This window comes from Enterobacter sp. CCUG 70166 (genome assembly GCF_020224095.1).
Lineage (GTDB): Bacteria > Pseudomonadota > Gammaproteobacteria > Enterobacterales > Enterobacteriaceae > Enterobacter > Enterobacter intestinihominis.
On the sequence record NZ_NRIQ01000017.1, the window covers coordinates 78,834 to 97,432 of the forward strand.

At 53.3% G+C, this 18,599-nt stretch carries 13 protein-coding genes, 2 tRNA genes and 1 pseudogene; 6 read left to right on the plus strand and 10 right to left on the minus strand.

Translation table 11 applies throughout. The features are described 5' to 3' along the window. Positions 1 to 243 precede the first annotated feature (243 nt). The 3 genes from shiA to CKK19_RS08530 all read left to right on the plus strand — a co-directional run bounded on the left by shiA (position 244) and on the right by CKK19_RS08530 (position 4,879). Positions 244 to 1,560, plus strand: coding sequence for a shikimate transporter (gene shiA / locus CKK19_RS08520; RefSeq protein ID WP_022648594.1), 1,317 nt, complete (start codon positions 244 to 246; stop codon positions 1,558 to 1,560). Between the two features lie 76 nt (positions 1,561 to 1,636). Next, entirely contained in the window at positions 1,637 to 3,091 is a 1,455-nt protein-coding gene (locus tag CKK19_RS08525) for an AMP nucleosidase (protein WP_022648595.1), read from the plus strand. Between the two features lie 15 nt (positions 3,092 to 3,106). Then, positions 3,107 to 4,879, plus strand: coding sequence for an aminopeptidase P family protein (locus CKK19_RS08530; RefSeq protein WP_063853275.1), 1,773 nt, complete (start codon positions 3,107 to 3,109; stop codon positions 4,877 to 4,879). A gap of 145 nt (positions 4,880 to 5,024) precedes the next feature. Here CKK19_RS08530 and CKK19_RS08535 read toward each other — a convergent pair. Together CKK19_RS08535 and emmdR are read right to left on the minus strand one after the other, a co-directional pair. Beyond that, a tRNA-Asn gene (locus CKK19_RS08535) sits at positions 5,025 to 5,100 on the minus strand. A gap of 103 nt (positions 5,101 to 5,203) precedes the next feature. Further along, positions 5,204 to 6,687: pseudogene (gene emmdR, locus CKK19_RS08540) on the minus strand (multidrug efflux MATE transporter EmmdR). Between the two features lie 161 nt (positions 6,688 to 6,848). Here emmdR and CKK19_RS08545 point away from each other — a divergent pair. After that, positions 6,849 to 6,924: transfer RNA gene (locus tag CKK19_RS08545), tRNA-Asn, on the plus strand. Positions 6,925 to 7,085: 161 nt separating this feature from the next. Further along, entirely contained in the window at positions 7,086 to 8,354 is a 1,269-nt protein-coding gene (locus tag CKK19_RS08550) for a tyrosine-type recombinase/integrase (RefSeq protein WP_003030858.1), read from the plus strand. Between the two features lie 179 nt (positions 8,355 to 8,533). Here the strand turns inward: CKK19_RS08550 and CKK19_RS08555 are convergent, their stop codons facing one another. The 8 genes from CKK19_RS08555 to CKK19_RS08590 all read right to left on the minus strand — a co-directional run bounded on the left by CKK19_RS08555 (position 8,534) and on the right by CKK19_RS08590 (position 17,087). Beyond that, on the minus strand, positions 8,534 to 8,926 hold the full coding sequence (locus tag CKK19_RS08555) for a helix-turn-helix domain-containing protein (RefSeq protein WP_003030860.1): 393 nt from the start codon (positions 8,924 to 8,926) through the stop codon (positions 8,534 to 8,536). Between the two features lie 54 nt (positions 8,927 to 8,980). Beyond that, on the minus strand, positions 8,981 to 9,304 hold the full coding sequence (cyoD, locus tag CKK19_RS08560; RefSeq protein WP_023137324.1) for a cytochrome o ubiquinol oxidase subunit IV: 324 nt from the start codon (positions 9,302 to 9,304) through the stop codon (positions 8,981 to 8,983). Then, a complete protein-coding gene (cyoC, locus tag CKK19_RS08565) occupies positions 9,301 to 9,918 on the minus strand; it encodes a cytochrome o ubiquinol oxidase subunit III (RefSeq protein WP_023137325.1) in 618 nt (205 codons plus the stop codon). The genes cyoD and cyoC overlap by 4 nt, the downstream gene beginning before the upstream one ends. After that, positions 9,908 to 11,905: a cytochrome o ubiquinol oxidase subunit I gene (gene cyoB, locus CKK19_RS08570; protein WP_224396681.1), complete on the minus strand. Its 1,998-nt coding sequence runs from the start codon at positions 11,903 to 11,905 to the stop codon at positions 9,908 to 9,910. The genes cyoC and cyoB overlap by 11 nt, the downstream gene beginning before the upstream one ends. A 2-nt stretch (positions 11,906 to 11,907) precedes the next feature. Next, positions 11,908 to 12,834: a ubiquinol oxidase subunit II gene (gene cyoA / locus CKK19_RS08575; RefSeq protein ID WP_023137327.1), complete on the minus strand. Its 927-nt coding sequence runs from the start codon at positions 12,832 to 12,834 to the stop codon at positions 11,908 to 11,910. Between the two features lie 105 nt (positions 12,835 to 12,939). Further along, positions 12,940 to 14,472: a DHA2 family efflux MFS transporter permease subunit gene (locus CKK19_RS08580; RefSeq protein WP_225455090.1), complete on the minus strand. Its 1,533-nt coding sequence runs from the start codon at positions 14,470 to 14,472 to the stop codon at positions 12,940 to 12,942. A gap of 3 nt (positions 14,473 to 14,475) precedes the next feature. Continuing rightward, positions 14,476 to 15,675: an HlyD family efflux transporter periplasmic adaptor subunit gene (locus CKK19_RS08585; RefSeq protein ID WP_050310708.1), complete on the minus strand. Its 1,200-nt coding sequence runs from the start codon at positions 15,673 to 15,675 to the stop codon at positions 14,476 to 14,478. After that, positions 15,675 to 17,087 (minus strand): efflux transporter outer membrane subunit, encoded by a 1,413-nt coding sequence (locus CKK19_RS08590; protein WP_225455091.1) that lies wholly within the window; start codon positions 17,085 to 17,087, stop codon positions 15,675 to 15,677. The genes CKK19_RS08585 and CKK19_RS08590 overlap by 1 nt, the downstream gene beginning before the upstream one ends. Before the next feature lie 272 nt (positions 17,088 to 17,359). Here CKK19_RS08590 and CKK19_RS08595 point away from each other — a divergent pair, with 272 nt between their 5' ends. Continuing rightward, positions 17,360 to 18,034 (plus strand): TetR/AcrR family transcriptional regulator, encoded by a 675-nt coding sequence (locus CKK19_RS08595; RefSeq protein WP_225455092.1) that lies wholly within the window; start codon positions 17,360 to 17,362, stop codon positions 18,032 to 18,034. The last annotated feature ends 565 nt before the right edge of the window (positions 18,035 to 18,599 follow it).

Consider the following 18,599-nt stretch of genomic DNA (forward strand, 5'->3'; position numbering starts at 1 on the left):
GCTTACGTCACACAGCGATCATTATTACTGTAAACCATTCAGCCCTAACCGGAGCCAAACAGGCTGATTTATATTGGGACCCGATAAGATGAAATTTATTGATTCTGCGCTTTCAGGAAAGATAAAAACGTTTTCTCAGGCCGTCTGTCGCGGTAGTCTCATACGTTCCGTCAATATGACGGCTGCAACGTGAGTGACCTTTTCTTATACCAATAATTAAAAATCAGTACAGACAGGACAACTATGGACTCCACCCTCATCTCCGCTCGCCGCAACGAGGAGACACCTTCGCTTAACCGCGCCCGCCGCGCCGCTTTAGGTAGCTTCGCAGGCGCCGTCGTCGACTGGTATGACTTTCTGCTCTACGGTATTACCGCTGCGCTGGTCTTTAACCGTGAATTCTTTCCTCAGATCAGCCCCGCCATGGGCACGCTTGCTGCGTTTGCCACCTTCGGCGTCGGTTTTCTGTTTCGTCCGCTGGGCGGGATAATTTTCGGCCACTTCGGCGATCGCCTTGGCCGTAAGCGCATGCTGATGCTCACCGTGTGGATGATGGGCATTGCCACCGCGCTGATCGGTATTTTGCCCTCCTTTGCATCGATTGGCTGGTGGGCCCCGGTGTTGCTGGTGACGCTGCGCGCCATTCAGGGCTTTGCCGTCGGCGGCGAATGGGGCGGCGCGGCACTGCTGTCCGTGGAAAGCGCGCCGAAGAACAAGAAAGCGTTCTACAGCAGCGGCGTGCAGGTAGGTTATGGCGTGGGTCTGCTGCTCTCCACGGGCCTGGTGTCGCTAATAAGCCAGCTCACGACAGACGAGCAGTTCCTGAGCTGGGGCTGGCGTATTCCGTTTATCTTCAGCATTGTGCTGGTCGTGGTGGCCCTGTGGATCCGTAACGGCATGGAAGAGTCGGCTGAGTTTGAGCAGCAGCAACGCGAAAAACCGGTCGCGAAAAAACGGCTGCCGGTGATGGAAGCGCTGGTGCAGCACCCTGGCGCTTTTCTGAAAATTATCGCCCTGCGCCTGTGCGAACTGCTGACGATGTATATCGTCACCGCCTTCGCCCTCAACTACTCCACGCAAAACCTCGGTCTGCCGCGGGAATTGTTCCTGAATATTGGCCTGGTGGTGGGCGGGATCAGCTGCCTGACCATCCCCTGCTTCGCCTGGCTGGCGGATCGCTTTGGCCGTCGACGGGTGTATATCACCGGGGCGCTCATCGGCACACTCAGCGCCTGGCCGTTCTTTATGGCGCTGGAGGCCCAGTCGGTCTTCTGGATTGTCTTCTTCGCGATCATGCTCGCGAACATCGCTCACGATATGGTGGTCTGCGTGCAGCAGCCGATGTTTACCGAGCTGTTTGGCGCAAGCTACCGCTACAGCGGCGCGGGCGTGGGATATCAGGTGGCGAGCGTGGTCGGCGGCGGGTTTACGCCGTTTATCGCCGCCGCGCTGGTGACGTTCTCCGGCGGGAACTGGCATAGCGTGGCGATTTATCTGCTGGCAGGTTGCCTGCTTTCTGCTGCCACCGCCCTGTTGATGAAGGAAACCGCGCACAGCTGATCTCCTCACTTTTGTTTCACAGGCGTGTGACATACTATCGGGTATAGCCGCACACCTGTGGAACAAGGAGACAGACATGAATAATAAGGGCTCCAGCCTGACCCCGGCTCAGGCGCTGGAAAAACTCGACGCGCTGTATGAACAGTCCGTCAATGCACTACGCAGCGCCATCAGTGACTATATCGAAACAGGGAAACTTCCCGATGAAAAGGCCAGAACCCAGGGCCTTTTTGTTTATCCATCGCTCTCTGTCACCTGGGACGGCAGCGCCAGCAGCAATCCGAAAACCCGCGCCTATGCGCGTTTCACCCACTCCGGCTGTTACAGCACGACCATCACACGACCTGCGCTGTTCCGCCCCTATCTGGAAGAGCAGCTTACCCTGCTGTATCAGGATTACGGCGCGCATATCAGCGTTGAACCGTCCCTGCACGAGATCCCTTACCCGTACGTGATTGATGGCTCAGCGCTGACGCTGGATCGCTCCATGAGCGCGGGGCTGACCCGCCATTTCCCGACCACTGAGCTGTCGCAGATTGGCGATGAGACGGCGGACGGGATCTATCACCCGGCAGAGTTTTCACCGCTGTCGCACTTTGATGCCCGCCGTGTCGATTTTTCGCTGGCACGCCTGCGCCACTACACCGGCACCCCAGCCGAACATTTCCAGCCGTTCGTACTGTTTACCAACTACACCCGCTATGTAGACGAATTTGTCCGCTGGGGCTGTAGCCAGATCCTTGACCCGGACAGCCCTTACATCGCTCTCTCCTGCGCGGGCGGGATCTGGATCACCGCCGAAACCGAAGCACCGGAAGAGGCCATCTCCGACCTGGCGTGGAAAAAGCACCAGATGCCCGCCTGGCACCTGGTTACCGCCGACGGTCAGGGCATTACGTTGATTAACATCGGCGTTGGCCCGTCGAATGCGAAAACCATCTGCGACCATCTGGCGGTTCTGCGCCCGGACGTCTGGCTGATGATCGGCCACTGCGGCGGCCTGCGTGAAAGCCAGCTGATTGGTGATTATGTCCTCGCCCACGCTTATCTGCGTGACGACCATGTTCTTGACGCGGTTCTGCCGCCGGACATTCCTATCCCGAGTATTGCGGAAGTGCAGCGCGCCCTGTACGACGCCACCAAAGAGGTGAGCGGCATGCCGGGTGAAGAGGTGAAGCAGCGCCTGCGTACCGGTACGGTCGTCACCACCGACGATCGTAACTGGGAGCTTCGCTATTCCGCCTCCGCCCTGCGTTTCAATCTCAGCCGTGCGGTCGCGATCGATATGGAAAGCGCCACCATTGCTGCGCAAGGCTACCGCTTCCGCGTCCCGTACGGCACGCTGCTGTGCGTGTCCGATAAACCGCTGCACGGCGAGATCAAACTGCCGGGTCAGGCGAACCGTTTCTACGAAGGGGCGATCTCAGAGCACCTTCAGATTGGTATTCGCGCCATCGATTTACTGCGTGCAGAGGGCGACAAACTGCATTCCCGCAAGCTGCGCACCTTCAATGAGCCACCGTTTAGGTGATATTAAGGACACAATATGCACACCACATCACCGCTTACGGCCCTGCGCCAGTGGCTACAGGACAATCAGCTCGACGGGATGATTGTGCCGCGCGCCGATGCCTGGCAGAGCGAATCTTGCGCACCGTATGATGCAAAGCTGGCCTGGCTGACGGGCTTTGACGGCTCGGCGGGGCTTGCGCTGGTACTGAAAGACAGAGCGCTGCTGTTTGTTGACGGACGCTATCAGGTTCAGGCCCGCGTACAGGTCAATCTCGACGAGGTGGAGATCCACCATCTGCACAACGAGCCGCTGGCCGAGTGGCTGGCGAAAAACGTTGCGGCCGGCACGCGCATCGGCTTTGATGCGCTGCTGATGACCAATGCAGAGTTTACGCTGCTCTCGGCCACGCCGTGCGAACTGGTACCGCTCGCGCGCTCTCCGTTCGATACCCTCTGGGTTGACCGCCCTGCCTCCCCCGCAGGGCTTATCCGCGAGATGCCTGTAGACATCAGCGGCGAAAGCAGCGCCGCCAAACGCCAGCGCGCCGCCGCCGTGCTGGCAGAGCACCGCGCGGATTATCTGGCCGTTACCCTGCCGGACAATATCGCCTGGCTGCTGAACGTGCGGGGCTCAGATATCCCCTTTTGCCCGGTGCCTCTGTCGTTTGCCCTGCTGAGCCGCGAGGGTGCGGTGGAATGGTTTGTGGATGACAGCAAGCTGAATGCGCTGCCGGATGCCGTGCGGAACGCCTTCACGATTGCGCCTCAGGAGGCCTTTATCCCGCGCTGTAGGCAGCTTGCGCAGGGTAAGCGGGTCATGATCGATCCCGATTCCGCACCGGTGGCGTTACGCTTTGCGGTTGAACCTCAGGGGGAAATTATCTGGCAGACCGACCCGATCACCCTGATGAAAGCTACGAAAAACCCGGTGGAGCTGGCGGGCTATCGTGAATGTCATCACCAGGACGGTGCGGCATGGGTGAATTTCCTGGCCTGGCTGAGCCGGGAAGTACCTCAGCGGGCCGCGTCGGGAATGCCGCTGACCGAGCTTGACGTGCAGTCGAAACAGCTTGCGTTCCGCCTGCAACAGCCTGGCTTTGTCGAGCCGAGTTTCGCCACCATTTCCGCTTCCGCGAGTAACGCGGCGATGTGCCATTACCACTCAAGCGAGGCCAGCAACAAGCCCATCGGCCACGACCACTTTTACCTGAATGATTCCGGGGGGCAGTACCGCAACGGCACCACAGACGCGACGCGTACCCTGGCCTGGGGAAAGGTCGATCCACAGCAGCGTTTGCACTACACCGCAGTGCTTAAAGGCTTCCTCTCGCTGATTACCCTTCAGTTCCCGTCCGGCACTCAGGGGCACCAGCTGGATGCCTTTGCGCGCCGTCCGCTGTGGGAGTTGGGACTGGATTACGACCACGGCACCGGGCATGGCGTAGGGCATCAGCTTCTGATCCACGAGAACCCGCACCGTTTTGCGCAAAAGGTCAACCCGTGGCCGCTGGTGGCGGGCAATATTATGACCATTGAGCCGGGTTACTACCTGGGCGATAGCCACGGTATTCGCATTGAAAACCAGGTGGAGATTGTCGAAAGCCGTCCGGGATTTTGTAAGTTTGCCTCGCTGACGCTGATCCCAATCGATTTAAGCCAGGTGGAGCTGCATCTGTTGAGCGAGTCAGAAAAACAGTGGCTGGATGAGTACCACCAGCAGGTACGAGAGGCGCTTTCACCCCGGGTGGACAGCGATGCGCGGCCGTGGCTGGTGGAGGCAACGGCGCCAATTCGTGTGAACGGATAGTGCGGCTTTTGCCGGGTGGTGGCTTCGCCTTACCCGGCCTACGATTCGATGTTTTTGTAGGTCGGGTAAGGCGAAGCCGTCACCCGACAATTTTACTGAACGCAGCAAAGCAAAAAGCCTGCTTTAAAAGCAGGCTTTTCAAATTTGGCTCCTCTGACTGGACTCGAACCAGTGACATACGGATTAACAGTCCGCCGTTCTACCGACTGAACTACAGAGGAATCGTGTGAACGGGGCGCATATTATCGATGCGCCCTGAGGATGTCAAAGGGTGAATGCAGATTTTCAATCGTTTGCCGATTTATTCTCCACTTCGCACATTTGTCAGGCACTTGCCGTTTCCGAAACCTCCTGCTCCGGTTTTTTTCGCGGATATTTCCACAGCCAGCGTCCGCTCACCATGCGCCAGTAGAACAGCGCCCCGCGCACGGCCCAGTCAAGGAACATCCCCAGCCAGACGCCAACAACGCCCATACCTAACATTACCCCCAGCGTGTAGCCCGCCACGACGCGGCAGCCCCACATGCCGAGCATGGAGACCCACATCGCAAACCGGGCATCGCGCGCCCCTTTCAGCCCGGCAGGAAGTACCCAGGACGCGGCCCAAATTGGCATAAACGCCGCGTTGAGCCAAATCAGCACCTTCACGACCTCTTTCACGTCATTTTCATGCGTATAGAACGAGGCCATCAGCCCGGCAAAAGGCGCAGTTCCCCACGCAATCGCCGTCAGTCCAATGGTTGAAAGCCAGAAGACATGCCGAAGCTGCCGTTCAGCCTGCCCTATCTGCCCCTTTCCGAGGCGTCTGCCGGTGATGATCGTCGACGCCGATCCCAGTGCGTTTCCGGGCAGGTTAATGAGCGAGGCGATGGAAAAAGCAATAAAGTTGCCGGCGATGACGTCTGTTCCCATCCCGGCAACAAACATCTGCGTCAGCAGTTTCCCACCGTTAAACAACACGGATTCGATGCTGGCCGGAATCCCGATCCCCATCACTTCCCAGATAATGGCGAAGTTAAGCGGACGGAAATAGCTTTTAAGCGTCAGGCGCAGCGATGGCGTAATTCCCGCCATCAGTACGCCGATTATCGCCGCCGCACCAATATAGCGGGAAATGGTCAGCCCTAATCCCGCGCCGACAAAGCCCAGCCCCTCCCAGGAAAAGACACCGTAAATCAAAACGCTGCTGATAATGATGTTCAGGATGTTCATGCCGCCGTTTATTAGCAGTGGAATTTTGGTATTCCCTGCGCCACGAAGCGCACCGCTACCAATCAGCGCAATGGCAGCCGCCGGATAGCTCAGCACCGTCATTTCCAGATAGGTGAGCGCCAGGTCCTTCACTTCACCTGTCGCTTCACCCGCGACGATGTCGATAATTTCTTTGCCGTAATAATGGATAACCGCCGCCAGGATGATCGAAAAGAGGGTCATGATCATCAGCGACTGTCTGGCCGCCTCCCGGGCGCGTTTTGGATCGAGTTTTCCAAGACTAAACGCCACCACTACCGTTGTACCGAGATCGATAGCGGCAAAGAAGGACATCACAACCATGTTGAAACTGTCCGCCAGCCCTACCCCGGCCATGGCTTCTTTACCGAGCCAGCTCACCAGGAAGGTGCTTAACACCCCCATCAACAGGACGCAGGTATTCTCCAGGAAAATAGGCACAGCAAGGGGGGGGATTTCACGCCAGAACAGAACTCGGTAACTCTTACGTTTTGCATACCAGGGCGTGCGCATAATCGCCTGGCGCAGGGGTGCGGTGACGTTCAAAATGGACCTTAACGAGAAAGTTGAAACTCCATTTCAAATGATGGGGCAGAAATGCGTATCCTGCAAAGTATTTTCCATAAAATTATGTTTGGATTTACAACAAAATGACGACAGAATCATCAAACAATCACTTTTGCCTGAGATCAGGTTTGACAAAAGTTTTTTCGCCGCTAAGATAAGCCTCCACAACGATTCCTCTGTAGTTCAGTCGGTAGAACGGCGGACTGTTAATCCGTATGTCACTGGTTCGAGTCCAGTCAGAGGAGCCAATTTCCTGCTTTCATGCATCCTTGCGAATCATTATATGATGTTGGTTCAACAGGTTAGCGTGAAAACTCTTCCCGATGCATTTTGATTTTATCCTCCGCATCGGGAGAATTTGGTGGTCAGATTTGGGGTCAGTTTGGTTCGATTATGGAGTGACCCCCATATGTCTCTCAACGACACGAAAATCCGCAGTCTCAAGCCTTCTGAAAAATCCTTCAAAGTCTCCGATTCACACGGTCTATACCTCTTGGTCAATCCAGGCGGCTCACGTCTCTGGTATCTTAAGTATCGAATTAACGGTAAAGAATCCCGCCTTGGCTTAGGCGCTTATCCCGATGTATCCCTTTCCGACGCCCGGCAACAACGAGACGGTATCCGCAAGTTGCTGGCGCAGAACATTAACCCCGCTCAGCAACGTATAGCCGAAAGAGCCGCCCGCTCACCGGAAAAGGTCTTTAAGACAGTGGCGCTGGCGTGGCATAAAAGCAATAAAAAATGGTCGCAGAATACCGCTGACCGTCTGCTTGCCAGCATGCACAATCATATTTTTCCGGTTATCGGACATCTGTCCGTCACGGAACTTAAACCCCGTCATTTCATTGACCTGCTAAAAAGCATTGAGAAAAAAGGTCTGCTGGAAGTCGCGTCCCGCACGCGGCAGCACCTCTGTAACATCATGCGTCATGCGGTTCATCAGGGATTCATTGACAGCAACCCGGCGGCAAACCTTGACGGCGTGACAGCGCCCCCCGTTAAGCGCCACTACCCCGCCCTGCCGCTGGAACGCCTGCCGGAATTGCTGGGGCGCATTGATGGTTATCAGCAGGGACGAGGGTTAACCCGTCAAGCGGTCCTTCTGACCCTTCACCTGTTTATCCGTTCCAGTGAACTGCGTTTCGCCCGATGGAGCGAGTTTGATTTCAGGAACTGTATCTGGACCATCCCCGCTACCCGCGAAGCTCTTCCCGGTGTTCGTTATTCCGGACGCGGAGCCAAAATGCGCACGCCCCACATTGTTCCATTATCCCGGCAAGCCATCGTTATCCTGAAACAAGTAGAGGAAATCTCAGGTCATCTGGAACTAGTGTTCCCCGGTGACCATAACCCTTACAGGCCAATGTGTGAAAATACAGTCAACAAGGCACTGCGACTGATGGGCTATGACACAAAAATGGACATTTGCGGCCATGGCTTTCGGGCAATGGCATGCAGCGCCTTAATGGAATCCGGACTCTGGTCGAAGGATGCTGTTGAACGCCAAATGAGTCATCAGGAACGCAACAGCGTGCGGATAGCTTATATCCACAAAGCTGAACATCTGGAAGCCCGTAAAGCGATGATGCAGTGGTGGTCTGATTATCTTTATACGTGCCGGGAAAACTATGTTCCCCCATATATATATAGTAAAAATATCAGTCATGAAGCTACCTGAGTCAGCAAAAAACTAATCAGGATTACGATAACAACAGCATCTGACAACGCAGATGCTGTTGTTATTTTTCTGTATCTTCTTCATGGTATTTCCCCTTCCATTTATCCTTGTCAGTTGGTATTAAAATCCGCCCTGTAATTTTAGAACAAAACAATGAGGGGTATGATATTCACAGAGGGTTATAACTCATCACGCTTTATACCAGAACTCTTTTTCAGAACAGGTTTATTCCTTCTGACAGCCCCTGGTGTATGATGCATTTCATTTCTCATCGCTCGGGTAAATACCTGCTGACTGGTAAACCCGAGCATAAAGCACACCTCTATGACGGGTATATCCGTATTCTCCAGTAAAAAATAAGCACGTCTTAGTTTTTCAAGCTTTATATATTTCCCTAGACTTATTCCTGCCACCTCCTTGAACATCCGTTGAAAATGCCATTTTGAATAACCAGCTTTTGCAGAAACATCCTCAACCTTCAGCGGCTCCTCCAGATGCTCATCAATCCATTGCATAATTTCATACACCACAAGTCGGTTTATCTTTTCCTTCCGTATTTTTTTTATGTCCATATATAGCCCCCCACAATGAGGCAGACAGGAATAACAGAAAGGCCAAAGCCCTGTTCACATCATCTGATGATTGAGATTCCACATGATCCACAACGACCCGGTAATAATGATAAAGATAATGACAGCGGAAAAGACAATGGTTACGAGGTTCCAGCGCATTTCAGAAGAAGCATTCAGGTGAAGAAAATACACCAGATGTACCAGCACCTGAACAACGGCACACGTCATGACCCCGCCTGCGATGATCCCTGCGGAAACACCACTGTCCATAACCAGCCAGAACGGGATCACCGTCAGAATGACCGACAGGAGAAAGCCGGTTATATAAGACATCGTATTGCCGTAAGCTACGCCCTGTGCGTCTGCAGAATGTCTCATGGCATTGCTCCCATCAGGTAAACAATACTGAACACGCAAATCCAGATGACATCGAGGAAATGCCAGAACAGACTCAGGCATATCAGACGGGGGCGACTGAATCCTGACAGACCTCGTCGGGCAACCTGATACATCAGGATCAGCATCCAGATCAGTCCACATGTCACATGCAGACCATGGGTGCCCACCAGAGTAAACAGCGCTGACAGGAAGCCACTGCGCTGTGGGCCGAAACCCTCAGCAGTCAGGTGACTGAACTCCCAGACTTCCATTCCGATAAAACCCAGACCACACAGAAATGTCAGGGTCAGCCATCCAAGTACACCGCCCTCGCGGTCTTTATCCATGCTGATAACAGCAAAACCATAGGTAATCGAGCTAAACAGAAGCAGCACAGTTTCCGCCAGTACAAACGGAGGTTCGAAAATATCCTTACCCGCCGGACCACCTGCAATGTTATGAACCATGACGCCGTAAGTCGCGAACTGGGTGGCGAAGATAATGCAGTCGCTCATCAGGTAGATCCAGAAGCCGAAGACCTTACTGGTACCTGTACCCTGATGCCCGTGCTCAGCACGGGTGCGGAAGGATGAATCCAGGGCTTCACTTACCATATGTCACACCGGCTTTGTTTATTTCTGCAAAGTGCTGATCCTCGATTTTTTTTATCTCGGCGACGGGTACGTAATAATCCACATCTTCATCGAAGCTTTTAATAACCCAGGTCAGGATAATCCCGAGGAATGACAATCCCGCCAGCCACCAGATATGCCAGATAGCCCCGAAGCCAAACCCGATGCAGAGCAGACCAATAATCAGCCCCGCCCCGCTGTTTTTCGGCATATGGATTTCGGCATAGTTAGCAGGTTGCTTGTATGCCTCCCCTCTTTCCTTCATTTCCCAGAACGGATCACGTTCGTGGACAAAAGGCACTTCAGCAAAGTTATAGAATGGCGGCGGGGAAGAGGTGGACCACTCCAGTGTCCGTCCGCCCCACGGGTCGCCGGTCATATCCCGGTTTTCGTGGCGGTCGCGCACCGACACCCAGAACATAATGACCTGGCACAGTATCCCGCAGGCTATCAGCGCAGCACCGCTGGCTGCCACGACCAGCAGGGGATGGAACTGGGGGTCAATATTCTGACTCAAGCGGCGGGTCATCCCCATGAACCCCAGCACATAGAGCGGCATAAACGCCACATAAAATCCGATGATCCAGAACCAGAACGCCCTCTTGTTCCATTTTTCATTCAGGGTGAACCCCGTCGCTTTCGGGAACCAGTAGGACACACCAGCCATACTGCCGAACACCACTCCGCCGATAATGACATTATGGAAGTGGGCAATCAGGAACAGGCTGTTGTGCAGGACAAAGTCAGCTCCCGGCACGGCCAGCAGGACGCCGGTCATACCCCCTATAGAAAAGGTGACAATAAAACCTACCGTCCATAACATAGCGGAGTGCATCTGAATGCGCCCCTGATACATGGTGAACAACCAGTTGAAGATTTTCACACCAGTCGGGATAGCGATAATCATCGTCATGATCCCGAAGAAGGCGTTAACGTTCGCACCGGCTCCCATGGTGAAGAAGTGATGCAGCCATACCAGGAAGGAAAGCAAAGTGATGGCGACCGTTGCCCACACCAGCGAGGTATAACCGAACAGACGTTTCCTGGAAAAGGTTGCCACCACTTCCGAGTAGACCCCGAAGACCGGCAACACCAGGATATACACTTCCGGATGGCCCCACGCCCAAATCAGGTTGACGTACATCATCATGTTGCCGCCCATATCATTGGTGAAGAAATGGAAGCCCAGATAGCGGTCAAGGGTCAGCAATGTCAGCGTGACGGTCAGCACAGGGAAAGAAGCGATAATCAGCACGTTGGTACACAACGACGCCCAGGTGAACACCGGCATCTTAAACATCGTCATACCCGGTGCACGCATTTTCAGTATGGTGACGAAGAAGTTAATCCCGGTCAGTGTGGTCCCGATCCCCGACAGCTGGAGTGTCCATATCCAGTAATCCACCCCGACACCGGGACTGTACGCTAACTCCGAAAGCGGCGGATATGCCAGCCAGCCGGTGGTCGCAAACTCCCCCACTCCCAGGCAGAGATTAACCAGCACCACGCCTACCACCGTTAACCAGAAACTCAGGTTGTTCAGGAAAGGAAAAGCCACATCACGCGCGCCAATCTGCAGGGGCACCACAATATTCATCAGGCCGATAACGAAAGGCATCGCCACGAAAAAAATCATGATTACACCGTGACCCGTAAAAATTTGATCGTAGTGCCAGGGCGGCAGATACCCCGCCCCTTCCACTCCGGATGAGGCCAGTACCTGCTGGCTGCGCATCATGATTGCATCGGAAAAGCCGCGCAGTAACATCACGAACGCGACGATGATGTACATGATCCCGAGCTTTTTATGGTCAACGGAGGTCAGCCATTCGGACCATAAATATTTCCACTTACCGTAATATGTGATGGCGGCAACAATTGCCACACCAAGTATCAGAATAGCAACGATCGTTACCCTGACAATCGGGTCCTCAGGTATGGCATCCAGCGTCAGTTTTCCTGTGAGCATAATTAATTTCCCCGCGCTCTGTGTGAGAGGTGTTGTTCCGGCTCTGACCCAGTCATTCCCGTCTCCTTATCGTGATCGTGTGCTTTAAATTTTTCAGTCACGTATCTGAACAACGTCGGATCGATGACAGAGAAGAATTCAACCGGGTGGTTTTCGTCAGGCTCAGCCAGTTTTTCAAAATCAGCCGGACCGAGCAGCATATCCGGTGATTTCTTCACATCAGCGATCCACTGTTCAAACGCGGTATTATCCGGTACGGCAGTCGCTTTAAATTTCATGCCGGAAAAGCCCCTGCCGCTGTAACTGGACGAGATTCCGTTGAAGGTTCCCGTTTCACCGGCGATCAGATGCAGCCGGGTCTGCATGCCCGGCATCGCATAAATCTGGCTGCCGAGTGCCGGAATAAAAAAGCCATTCATCACGGAATTGGATGTAATACGCAAATTCAAGGGGGTATTTACCGGGAATACAATCTGATTGACGGTGGCAATGCCCTGTTGGGGATAAATAAACAACCATTTCCAGTCCAGGGAGATGACTTCGATATCGATGGGTTTCACCGCAGAGGTCAGTGGCCTGGATGGGTCAAGCGCATGGGTGGACTTCCATGTCAGCACGGCCAGAAACAGAATAATCAGGACGGGCACCGTCCAGACCACCGCCTCCACTTTATTGGAGTGGGACCAGTCAGGCGTATATTTCGCCGTGGTATTCGTGGTCCGGTATTTCCAGGTAAACACAACTGCCATCAGAACCACGGGAATAACGACCACTAACATCAGACAAAAAGCCGTAATGATTAGCGCCCGTTGTTCAATAGCGATTTGCCCTTTGGGATCAAGTAAAACAGCATGACATCCGCTTAGTAATAACGTCCCTGTTATTACCGGCAGGCATTTCACAATGGTCTTATATTTATGATATCGCATGGGACAACCTCATTTCACGGACTTGCAGACCGGCAATAAATAATGAAACCTTTTCACGGGGAGATACTCTGCCCTTCTCATTCCCGCTACCGCCATTCCTGTTATTTAATGGCCCGACATCTTCTGAAGCGGCCCTTTCGGTTTTTTGATTAGCCAGATAATGCCTATGGACCCCAGCATCAGAACGGTGGCCGACTGATAGAAATCGTTCGTTGCCAGCATGATGGCCTGACTGTCGATCATTCTCGAAAACAGAGCCGCTGACGTGTCTGTCGGAATACCGGCCGCGCCCAGCGTGTTGCTGACAATCCCTGGCACGTCAGGATTGATTGCCGTCACCAGCTCCGCTCGGTTAAATTTTGTCATATGTTCCCAGTAGGTCTGGGTCAGGGAAGAGCCTACCGCCATGCACATGACACGCAGGAAGTTCTGCAGCCCGGAACCGGCTGCCACTTTCTCCGGCGGCAGTTCGGACACGCCCAGCGAGGTGAGCGTGATAAGGCAGGCGGGAACTCCGGCCCCCAGAACGAACATGGGAACGGCAACTGACATAAAGTCAGCCTGCGACGTCAGCAGGGCACGCATCACAAAGGAGACCGCCAGTACCCCCATGCCATAGCTCACCAGCAGACGGGGATCGACCTTCGGCAGCAGACGACCAATTATGGGCGAGCTCAGGACGGCCAGGATCCCCATGGGGCCCGTCGCATACCCGGCCCAGGTTGCCGTGTATCCCATCCATTGCTGTAACCAGAGGGGGGTCAGCACGATATTCCCGAAGAAAATACCGAACATCAGACAGAGCGTGACGGTAGATACCACCCAGTTACGTGACTTAAATACGCTCAGATCCAGCACCGGTTGCTCAGCGGTGAGCTCCCAGATAATCAGCGAGATCAGGGCAATAGCGGCCACAATGGCGCAGACAATGATAATATCCGAGGAAAACCAGTCCAGTTCACGTCCTTTATCCAGCATGATCTGAAAGGCTGCCACAAAGATGACGAGCAGACCCAGCCCCACGCTGTCCAGCCGGGAACGGCTGATATGTGTTTCTTTCCCCTTCAGCACCCACCAGGTCCCAAACCCCACAATCAGACCAAAGCCGATATTGATGTAAAATACCCACTGCCAGCTCCAGTTATCCGAGATAAGCCCACCCAGTATCGGACCGAATATAGGCGCTACTACCGTCATCATTCCCCAGAGCGCCACGGCAATGTTGGCCTGTTTCTTCGGGAAGGCTGCAAGCAGCAACGTGTAAGAAAGCGGGATCAGCGGGCCACCGGCAAGCCCCTGCAGCACACGGAAAATGGCCAGGCTCGGTAGTGACCAGGAAAGACCGCAGCAGACAGAAAAAATCACAAATGCAACAACAGAAAAAAGGAATACGCGCACCTGACCGAACTGCATCGCCAGCCAGCCGGTCAGCGGCACCGTGATGGCTTCAGCCACCGCATAGGCGGTGATGATCCAGATTCCTTCTGTTGTCGACACGCCCAGGTAACCGGATATTGTGGGCATCGCGACGTTAGTAATGGTGGTATCGAGTACCACCATAAAATTCCCGAGCGAGAGCACGATTGCCGCAACAACCAGTTTGAATCCGGACAGAGGTGGAAATGCTGAACCAGACATACCTTATTTCTCCGTGTGGTCATCTCTGGCATTCGATGTCAGGTCCACCGTCACTTCCATGGACAGCCCGATGCGCAGAGGATTTTTACGCAGTTCTTCCCGCTCCAGACGAACACGCACCGGCAGTCGCTGCACGACCTTAATCCAGTTACCCGTGGCATTCTGCGCCGGTATCAGTGAAAGCGCGGAACCGGAGCCTCCGTCAAATCCCTGAACCACGCCGTGATAAACAACACCGCTGCCGTACAGGTCTGAAGTCAGCTCTACCTTCTGGCCCGGTCTGACGTCGCTGAGCTGACCTTCCTTGAAATTCGCATCAACATAAATATCCTCGATGGGCACAACCCGCATCAGCCGGTTTCCAGCCTGAACATGCTGCCCGATATCCACTGAGCGCTGTGTTACCACTCCATCCACCGGGGCCCGGATAACCATACGCGCCAGGTTTATACGGGCCTGATCGAGACGGGTTCTGGCCGCCACCACAATGGGGTTAGTTTCAACGGTACTGTTCAGAAACAGGGCCTCGTTCGCCTGCCGGGATCCTTTTGCTTCGACACTGCCAGCGCGAGCAGCTTTCAGACTGGCTTCCGCTTCTCCCAGCGCGGCCGTTGCCTCCCGTAATTCTGTCTGCGCATCCGTAAAATCCTGCTCAGATACGGCCCCGGCTTTCACCAGATTCCGGCGACGTCGCTCATCAAGGGTGGCCTTATCAAACCGGGCTCGTGCCCTCGCCACATCATGTTCGGCGCTCTGAATACCTGCTTCACGCGAATCAAGCTGTCCGCCCAGAGCGGTGTCATTGGCCATAATCTGCATCACCTTCCGCCGGGCGCTGCCAAGCTCAGCTTCAGCCTGTGACACCGCAATTCTGGCGTCAGTCTCATCAAGCACGACCAGTACATCACCGGCATGCACAAGCTGCGTGTTGACCACATTTACTTTCTTCACCGGTCCGCCGACAAGCGGCGTGACGTCTGCGACTTCGGCAGCGGTATAGGCGTTATCCGTTGAGACGGATTTACCGGCAAAGAAAATCAGCCAGATGGCATAACCGATGGCGATAAGAATCAGGACGCCACCAAACAAAGCGAATAATTTACGGCGATGCTTTTTTTTATCACCGCTATCCGGTTTTGCATTCGTGTTATCCGGAGCCCTGTCCATATCCTGTGGGCCGTTTTTATCTTTATCTTCAGTCATTACGGTTTCACCTGCGCATCAAATGTTGAACTGGATTCAAATCCGCCCCCAAGGGCCTTGACGAGTGACACATCCAAGACATAACCCCGGGAATGCATGGCTGTATTCGCCAGCTCAGCCTGGAGTAACGCATCTTCAGAAATGAGAACTTCCTGATAATCGGCCAGCCCCCCCTGATACCGGGCTTTTGCCAGATGATAAGCTTCCTCGCTGTGGGACAAAGCAGATGCGGTTGCTTCTGACCTGCCCACCAGAGCAGCAAGGCTCCGTGTAACATCAGCAGTTTCACGTAATGCCTGTGTCAGCGCCTCGTTATACGACGCCACCGCATATTCATATTCCGCTCTCGCACCTTTATAGTTGGCGCGTAAACGCCCGCCTTCAAAAAGGGGTAAGCTGATGGCAGGTCCGACGCTCCCGATATCAGAGCCCGAGCTGAACAGGTTATTCAGCCCCAGTGACTGGTATCCGACGAAGGCCATCAGGTTCACGTTCGGGTAAAACTGCGCTCTGGCAACACCGATATTGCTGGCGGCGGCTTCAACCCGCCACCGTGCGGCCACCACTTCCGGATTGCGTCCGAGCAGGTTTGCGTTCAGCGCATCAGGTAACCCGACAGGGCGGCGCATCTGCAACCGGGGTCTGAGGATATCCAGCCCTCTGTCCGGCCCCCGGCCCAGTAAAGCCGCGATGCCGTTTTGGGTTAATTTGATTTGCTCATCGGCTTCAGCCAGCGCCGCTCTGGCGACATCCAGCCGGGCACCGCTTTCTTCCACGGAGACTCTGGAATCAAGTCCCTGAGCATGGCGTAACTGCACCAGCCTGACGGTATCCGTCCGGTTACGCAGTTGTCGGGCCGCAATGTCACGACTGTCATACTGGTACTGCAGACGGATATAAGCGTCCGCGAGCATCGTCGTCAGCATCAGTTTCGCGGCAGCGGCATCTGCCTCAGCAGCGCTGGCTTCGGATGTCGCGGCACGCAGCGTATCCCGGTTTTTACCCCAGAAATCCAGTTCCCAGCTAAAGTTGAGGCTGGCCTGCCCCATATCATTCCATCCGTGCGGCACGGCTGTTTTAGGGTAGATGTAGTTGTAGCTGAGCTTCTCTTTATCAATGGACGCGCTGGCGTCCATTGACGGGTATAACCGGGAACGGGCGACACCGGTTCTGGCCGTGGCTTCACGCACCCGGGCTTCTGCCTGTGCCAGAGAAGGTGAATGCGCGGTGGCTTCACTCATCAGCTGGTTAAGCTGCGTATCGCCGAAGGCCATCCACCATTTTTCCTGCGGCCAGTCAGCATGCGGAGCGGAAAAACTGCGTTGTGAAATCAGCGCCGCAGCCTGCTCCGGCTGAGGAGCAGTTCCCAGATCGGGGATCGCAGCACATGACCCCAAAGCAAGACTGAGCACGGAGATAACACATCCTTTCAGATAATGCGGACGGTACCTTACTGACTTCGTCCCATGTGCAAATCTGTAACCTGACACACACCTCATTCTTGATCGCCCTGTTTATTCTAGTTTACGGCGAACAAAGTAAACCGATCGGTTCGGTACAGTCAAGACCAAATTTCACTCAACTACGTCGCAAAAATACGTGAGTAGCACTCAGGCCTGAACGATATGATTTCGAGTTTCATCTTATGGTAAGATCAAGCTTTATTCCGGATAAGGAAGTGCAGATGTCGGTATCAACAAAGACCTCAATTGACACTAGAAGAAAAAATAAAATACTTTCTAATGATATAGTTAGTAACTTACCTGAAAAAGCACAACGCGTGCTTGAAGGAGCAAAAGCTATTTTTCTGGAAAGAGGCTATGCAGCAGCATCAACAGATATGATCCAACAGGCTGCTGGAGTCTCAAAATCAACCGTATATGCATATTATCCAAATAAAGAAGCATTATTTACAGCAGTGATTGAAATAGAATGTGAGCGTTTTCTTCAAAAAGTACATAAAGTTAAAATTTCGGGAAAAGATATTTATGATAAATTATTTAAAATAGCCCGAACGTATCTGGATATTGTGCTTTCGGAAAATGGCCTCGCTCTCTACCGTGTTGTAGCTTCTGAAGCACCGCGTTTTCCTGAATTAGGTAGACGTTTCTATTTAGCAGGTCCAGAAAAGATAAATAACATTGTTGAAGAAATACTACAACAAGCTGAATCTAAAGGAGAAATCTCGTTAGGTGGTATTGGGCGAAATGCAGTTGCTTCCTTATTCGTGAATATGGTACGCGGTGAGCCTCAAATACAGTGCTTAATGCATCCAAAATCTTCCACTTCTGCTGCACAGCGTGATCAATGGGCAAAGGATGCGGTCAATGCCTTTTTATTAGCCTTTCGTAAAGGATAATTATAATCTCCAGTTTTAAAGAAATTAGAAGATGCTCAGGAGTTTATAATATTATCAATTTGTTCCATATTATTATATGGAACACTACCATCAAGTGGATTACATTTTCCGAATCGTTCTTCTCTATAACTCCAGGCGACTAAATTTAGTTAGCGCCCTAACTTGCCTCTTGACAGAAATTTTGTCTATCCTGATCAAATCGAACCGTACCGTTCGTTTTAGTCAGGAGACGTTAGCATGATCGGAGTAGTAAGGTTTTCAGAACTAATGGAGCACTGGGAGGCAATTTCTCTACCAGCACCAGGAAGCATCTATGAGCCAAAGCAGCGCTCAAGCAACTGCCTCAAACATAACCCTTGCAACATAAAAGATTGGATTACTATTGAATTCTCTCAACAGGGATCCTACAAACGAAAATATGAAAATTTTCGCCATAAAGATCTTGTACTACTACTCTTTATTATTTCGGCTCGATATTTTATTCATAGAGTTTTATCTTCGTTAGTCTTAATATTATTCAGTTCATCCTTCATTATGCTCTCAGGAAATTGTCTCCTCATCCATA

What these genes read in the sequence shown, in the direction of transcription:
- shiA (WP_022648594.1), top strand. Translation starts at nt 244, where the DNA reads ATGGACTCCACCCTCATCTCCGCTCGCCGCAACGAGGAGACACCTTCG.
- cyoC (WP_023137325.1), bottom strand. Translation starts at nt 9,918, where the DNA reads ATGGTAAGTGAAGCCCTGGATTCATCCTTCCGCACCCGTGCTGAGCAC.
- CKK19_RS08580 (WP_225455090.1), bottom strand. Translation starts at nt 14,472, where the DNA reads ATGTCTGGTTCAGCATTTCCACCTCTGTCCGGATTCAAACTGGTTGTT.
- CKK19_RS08530 (WP_063853275.1), top strand. Translation starts at nt 3,107, where the DNA reads ATGCACACCACATCACCGCTTACGGCCCTGCGCCAGTGGCTACAGGAC.
- CKK19_RS08585 (WP_050310708.1), bottom strand. Translation starts at nt 15,675, where the DNA reads ATGACTGAAGATAAAGATAAAAACGGCCCACAGGATATGGACAGGGCT.
- cyoA (WP_023137327.1), bottom strand. Translation starts at nt 12,834, where the DNA reads ATGCGATATCATAAATATAAGACCATTGTGAAATGCCTGCCGGTAATA.
- cyoD (WP_023137324.1), bottom strand. Translation starts at nt 9,304, where the DNA reads ATGAGACATTCTGCAGACGCACAGGGCGTAGCTTACGGCAATACGATG.
- cyoB (WP_224396681.1), bottom strand. Translation starts at nt 11,905, where the DNA reads ATGCTCACAGGAAAACTGACGCTGGATGCCATACCTGAGGACCCGATT.
- CKK19_RS08595 (WP_225455092.1), top strand. Translation starts at nt 17,360, where the DNA reads ATGTCGGTATCAACAAAGACCTCAATTGACACTAGAAGAAAAAATAAA.
- CKK19_RS08555 (WP_003030860.1), bottom strand. Translation starts at nt 8,926, where the DNA reads ATGGACATAAAAAAAATACGGAAGGAAAAGATAAACCGACTTGTGGTG.
- CKK19_RS08550 (WP_003030858.1), top strand. Translation starts at nt 7,086, where the DNA reads ATGTCTCTCAACGACACGAAAATCCGCAGTCTCAAGCCTTCTGAAAAA.
- CKK19_RS08525 (WP_022648595.1), top strand. Translation starts at nt 1,637, where the DNA reads ATGAATAATAAGGGCTCCAGCCTGACCCCGGCTCAGGCGCTGGAAAAA.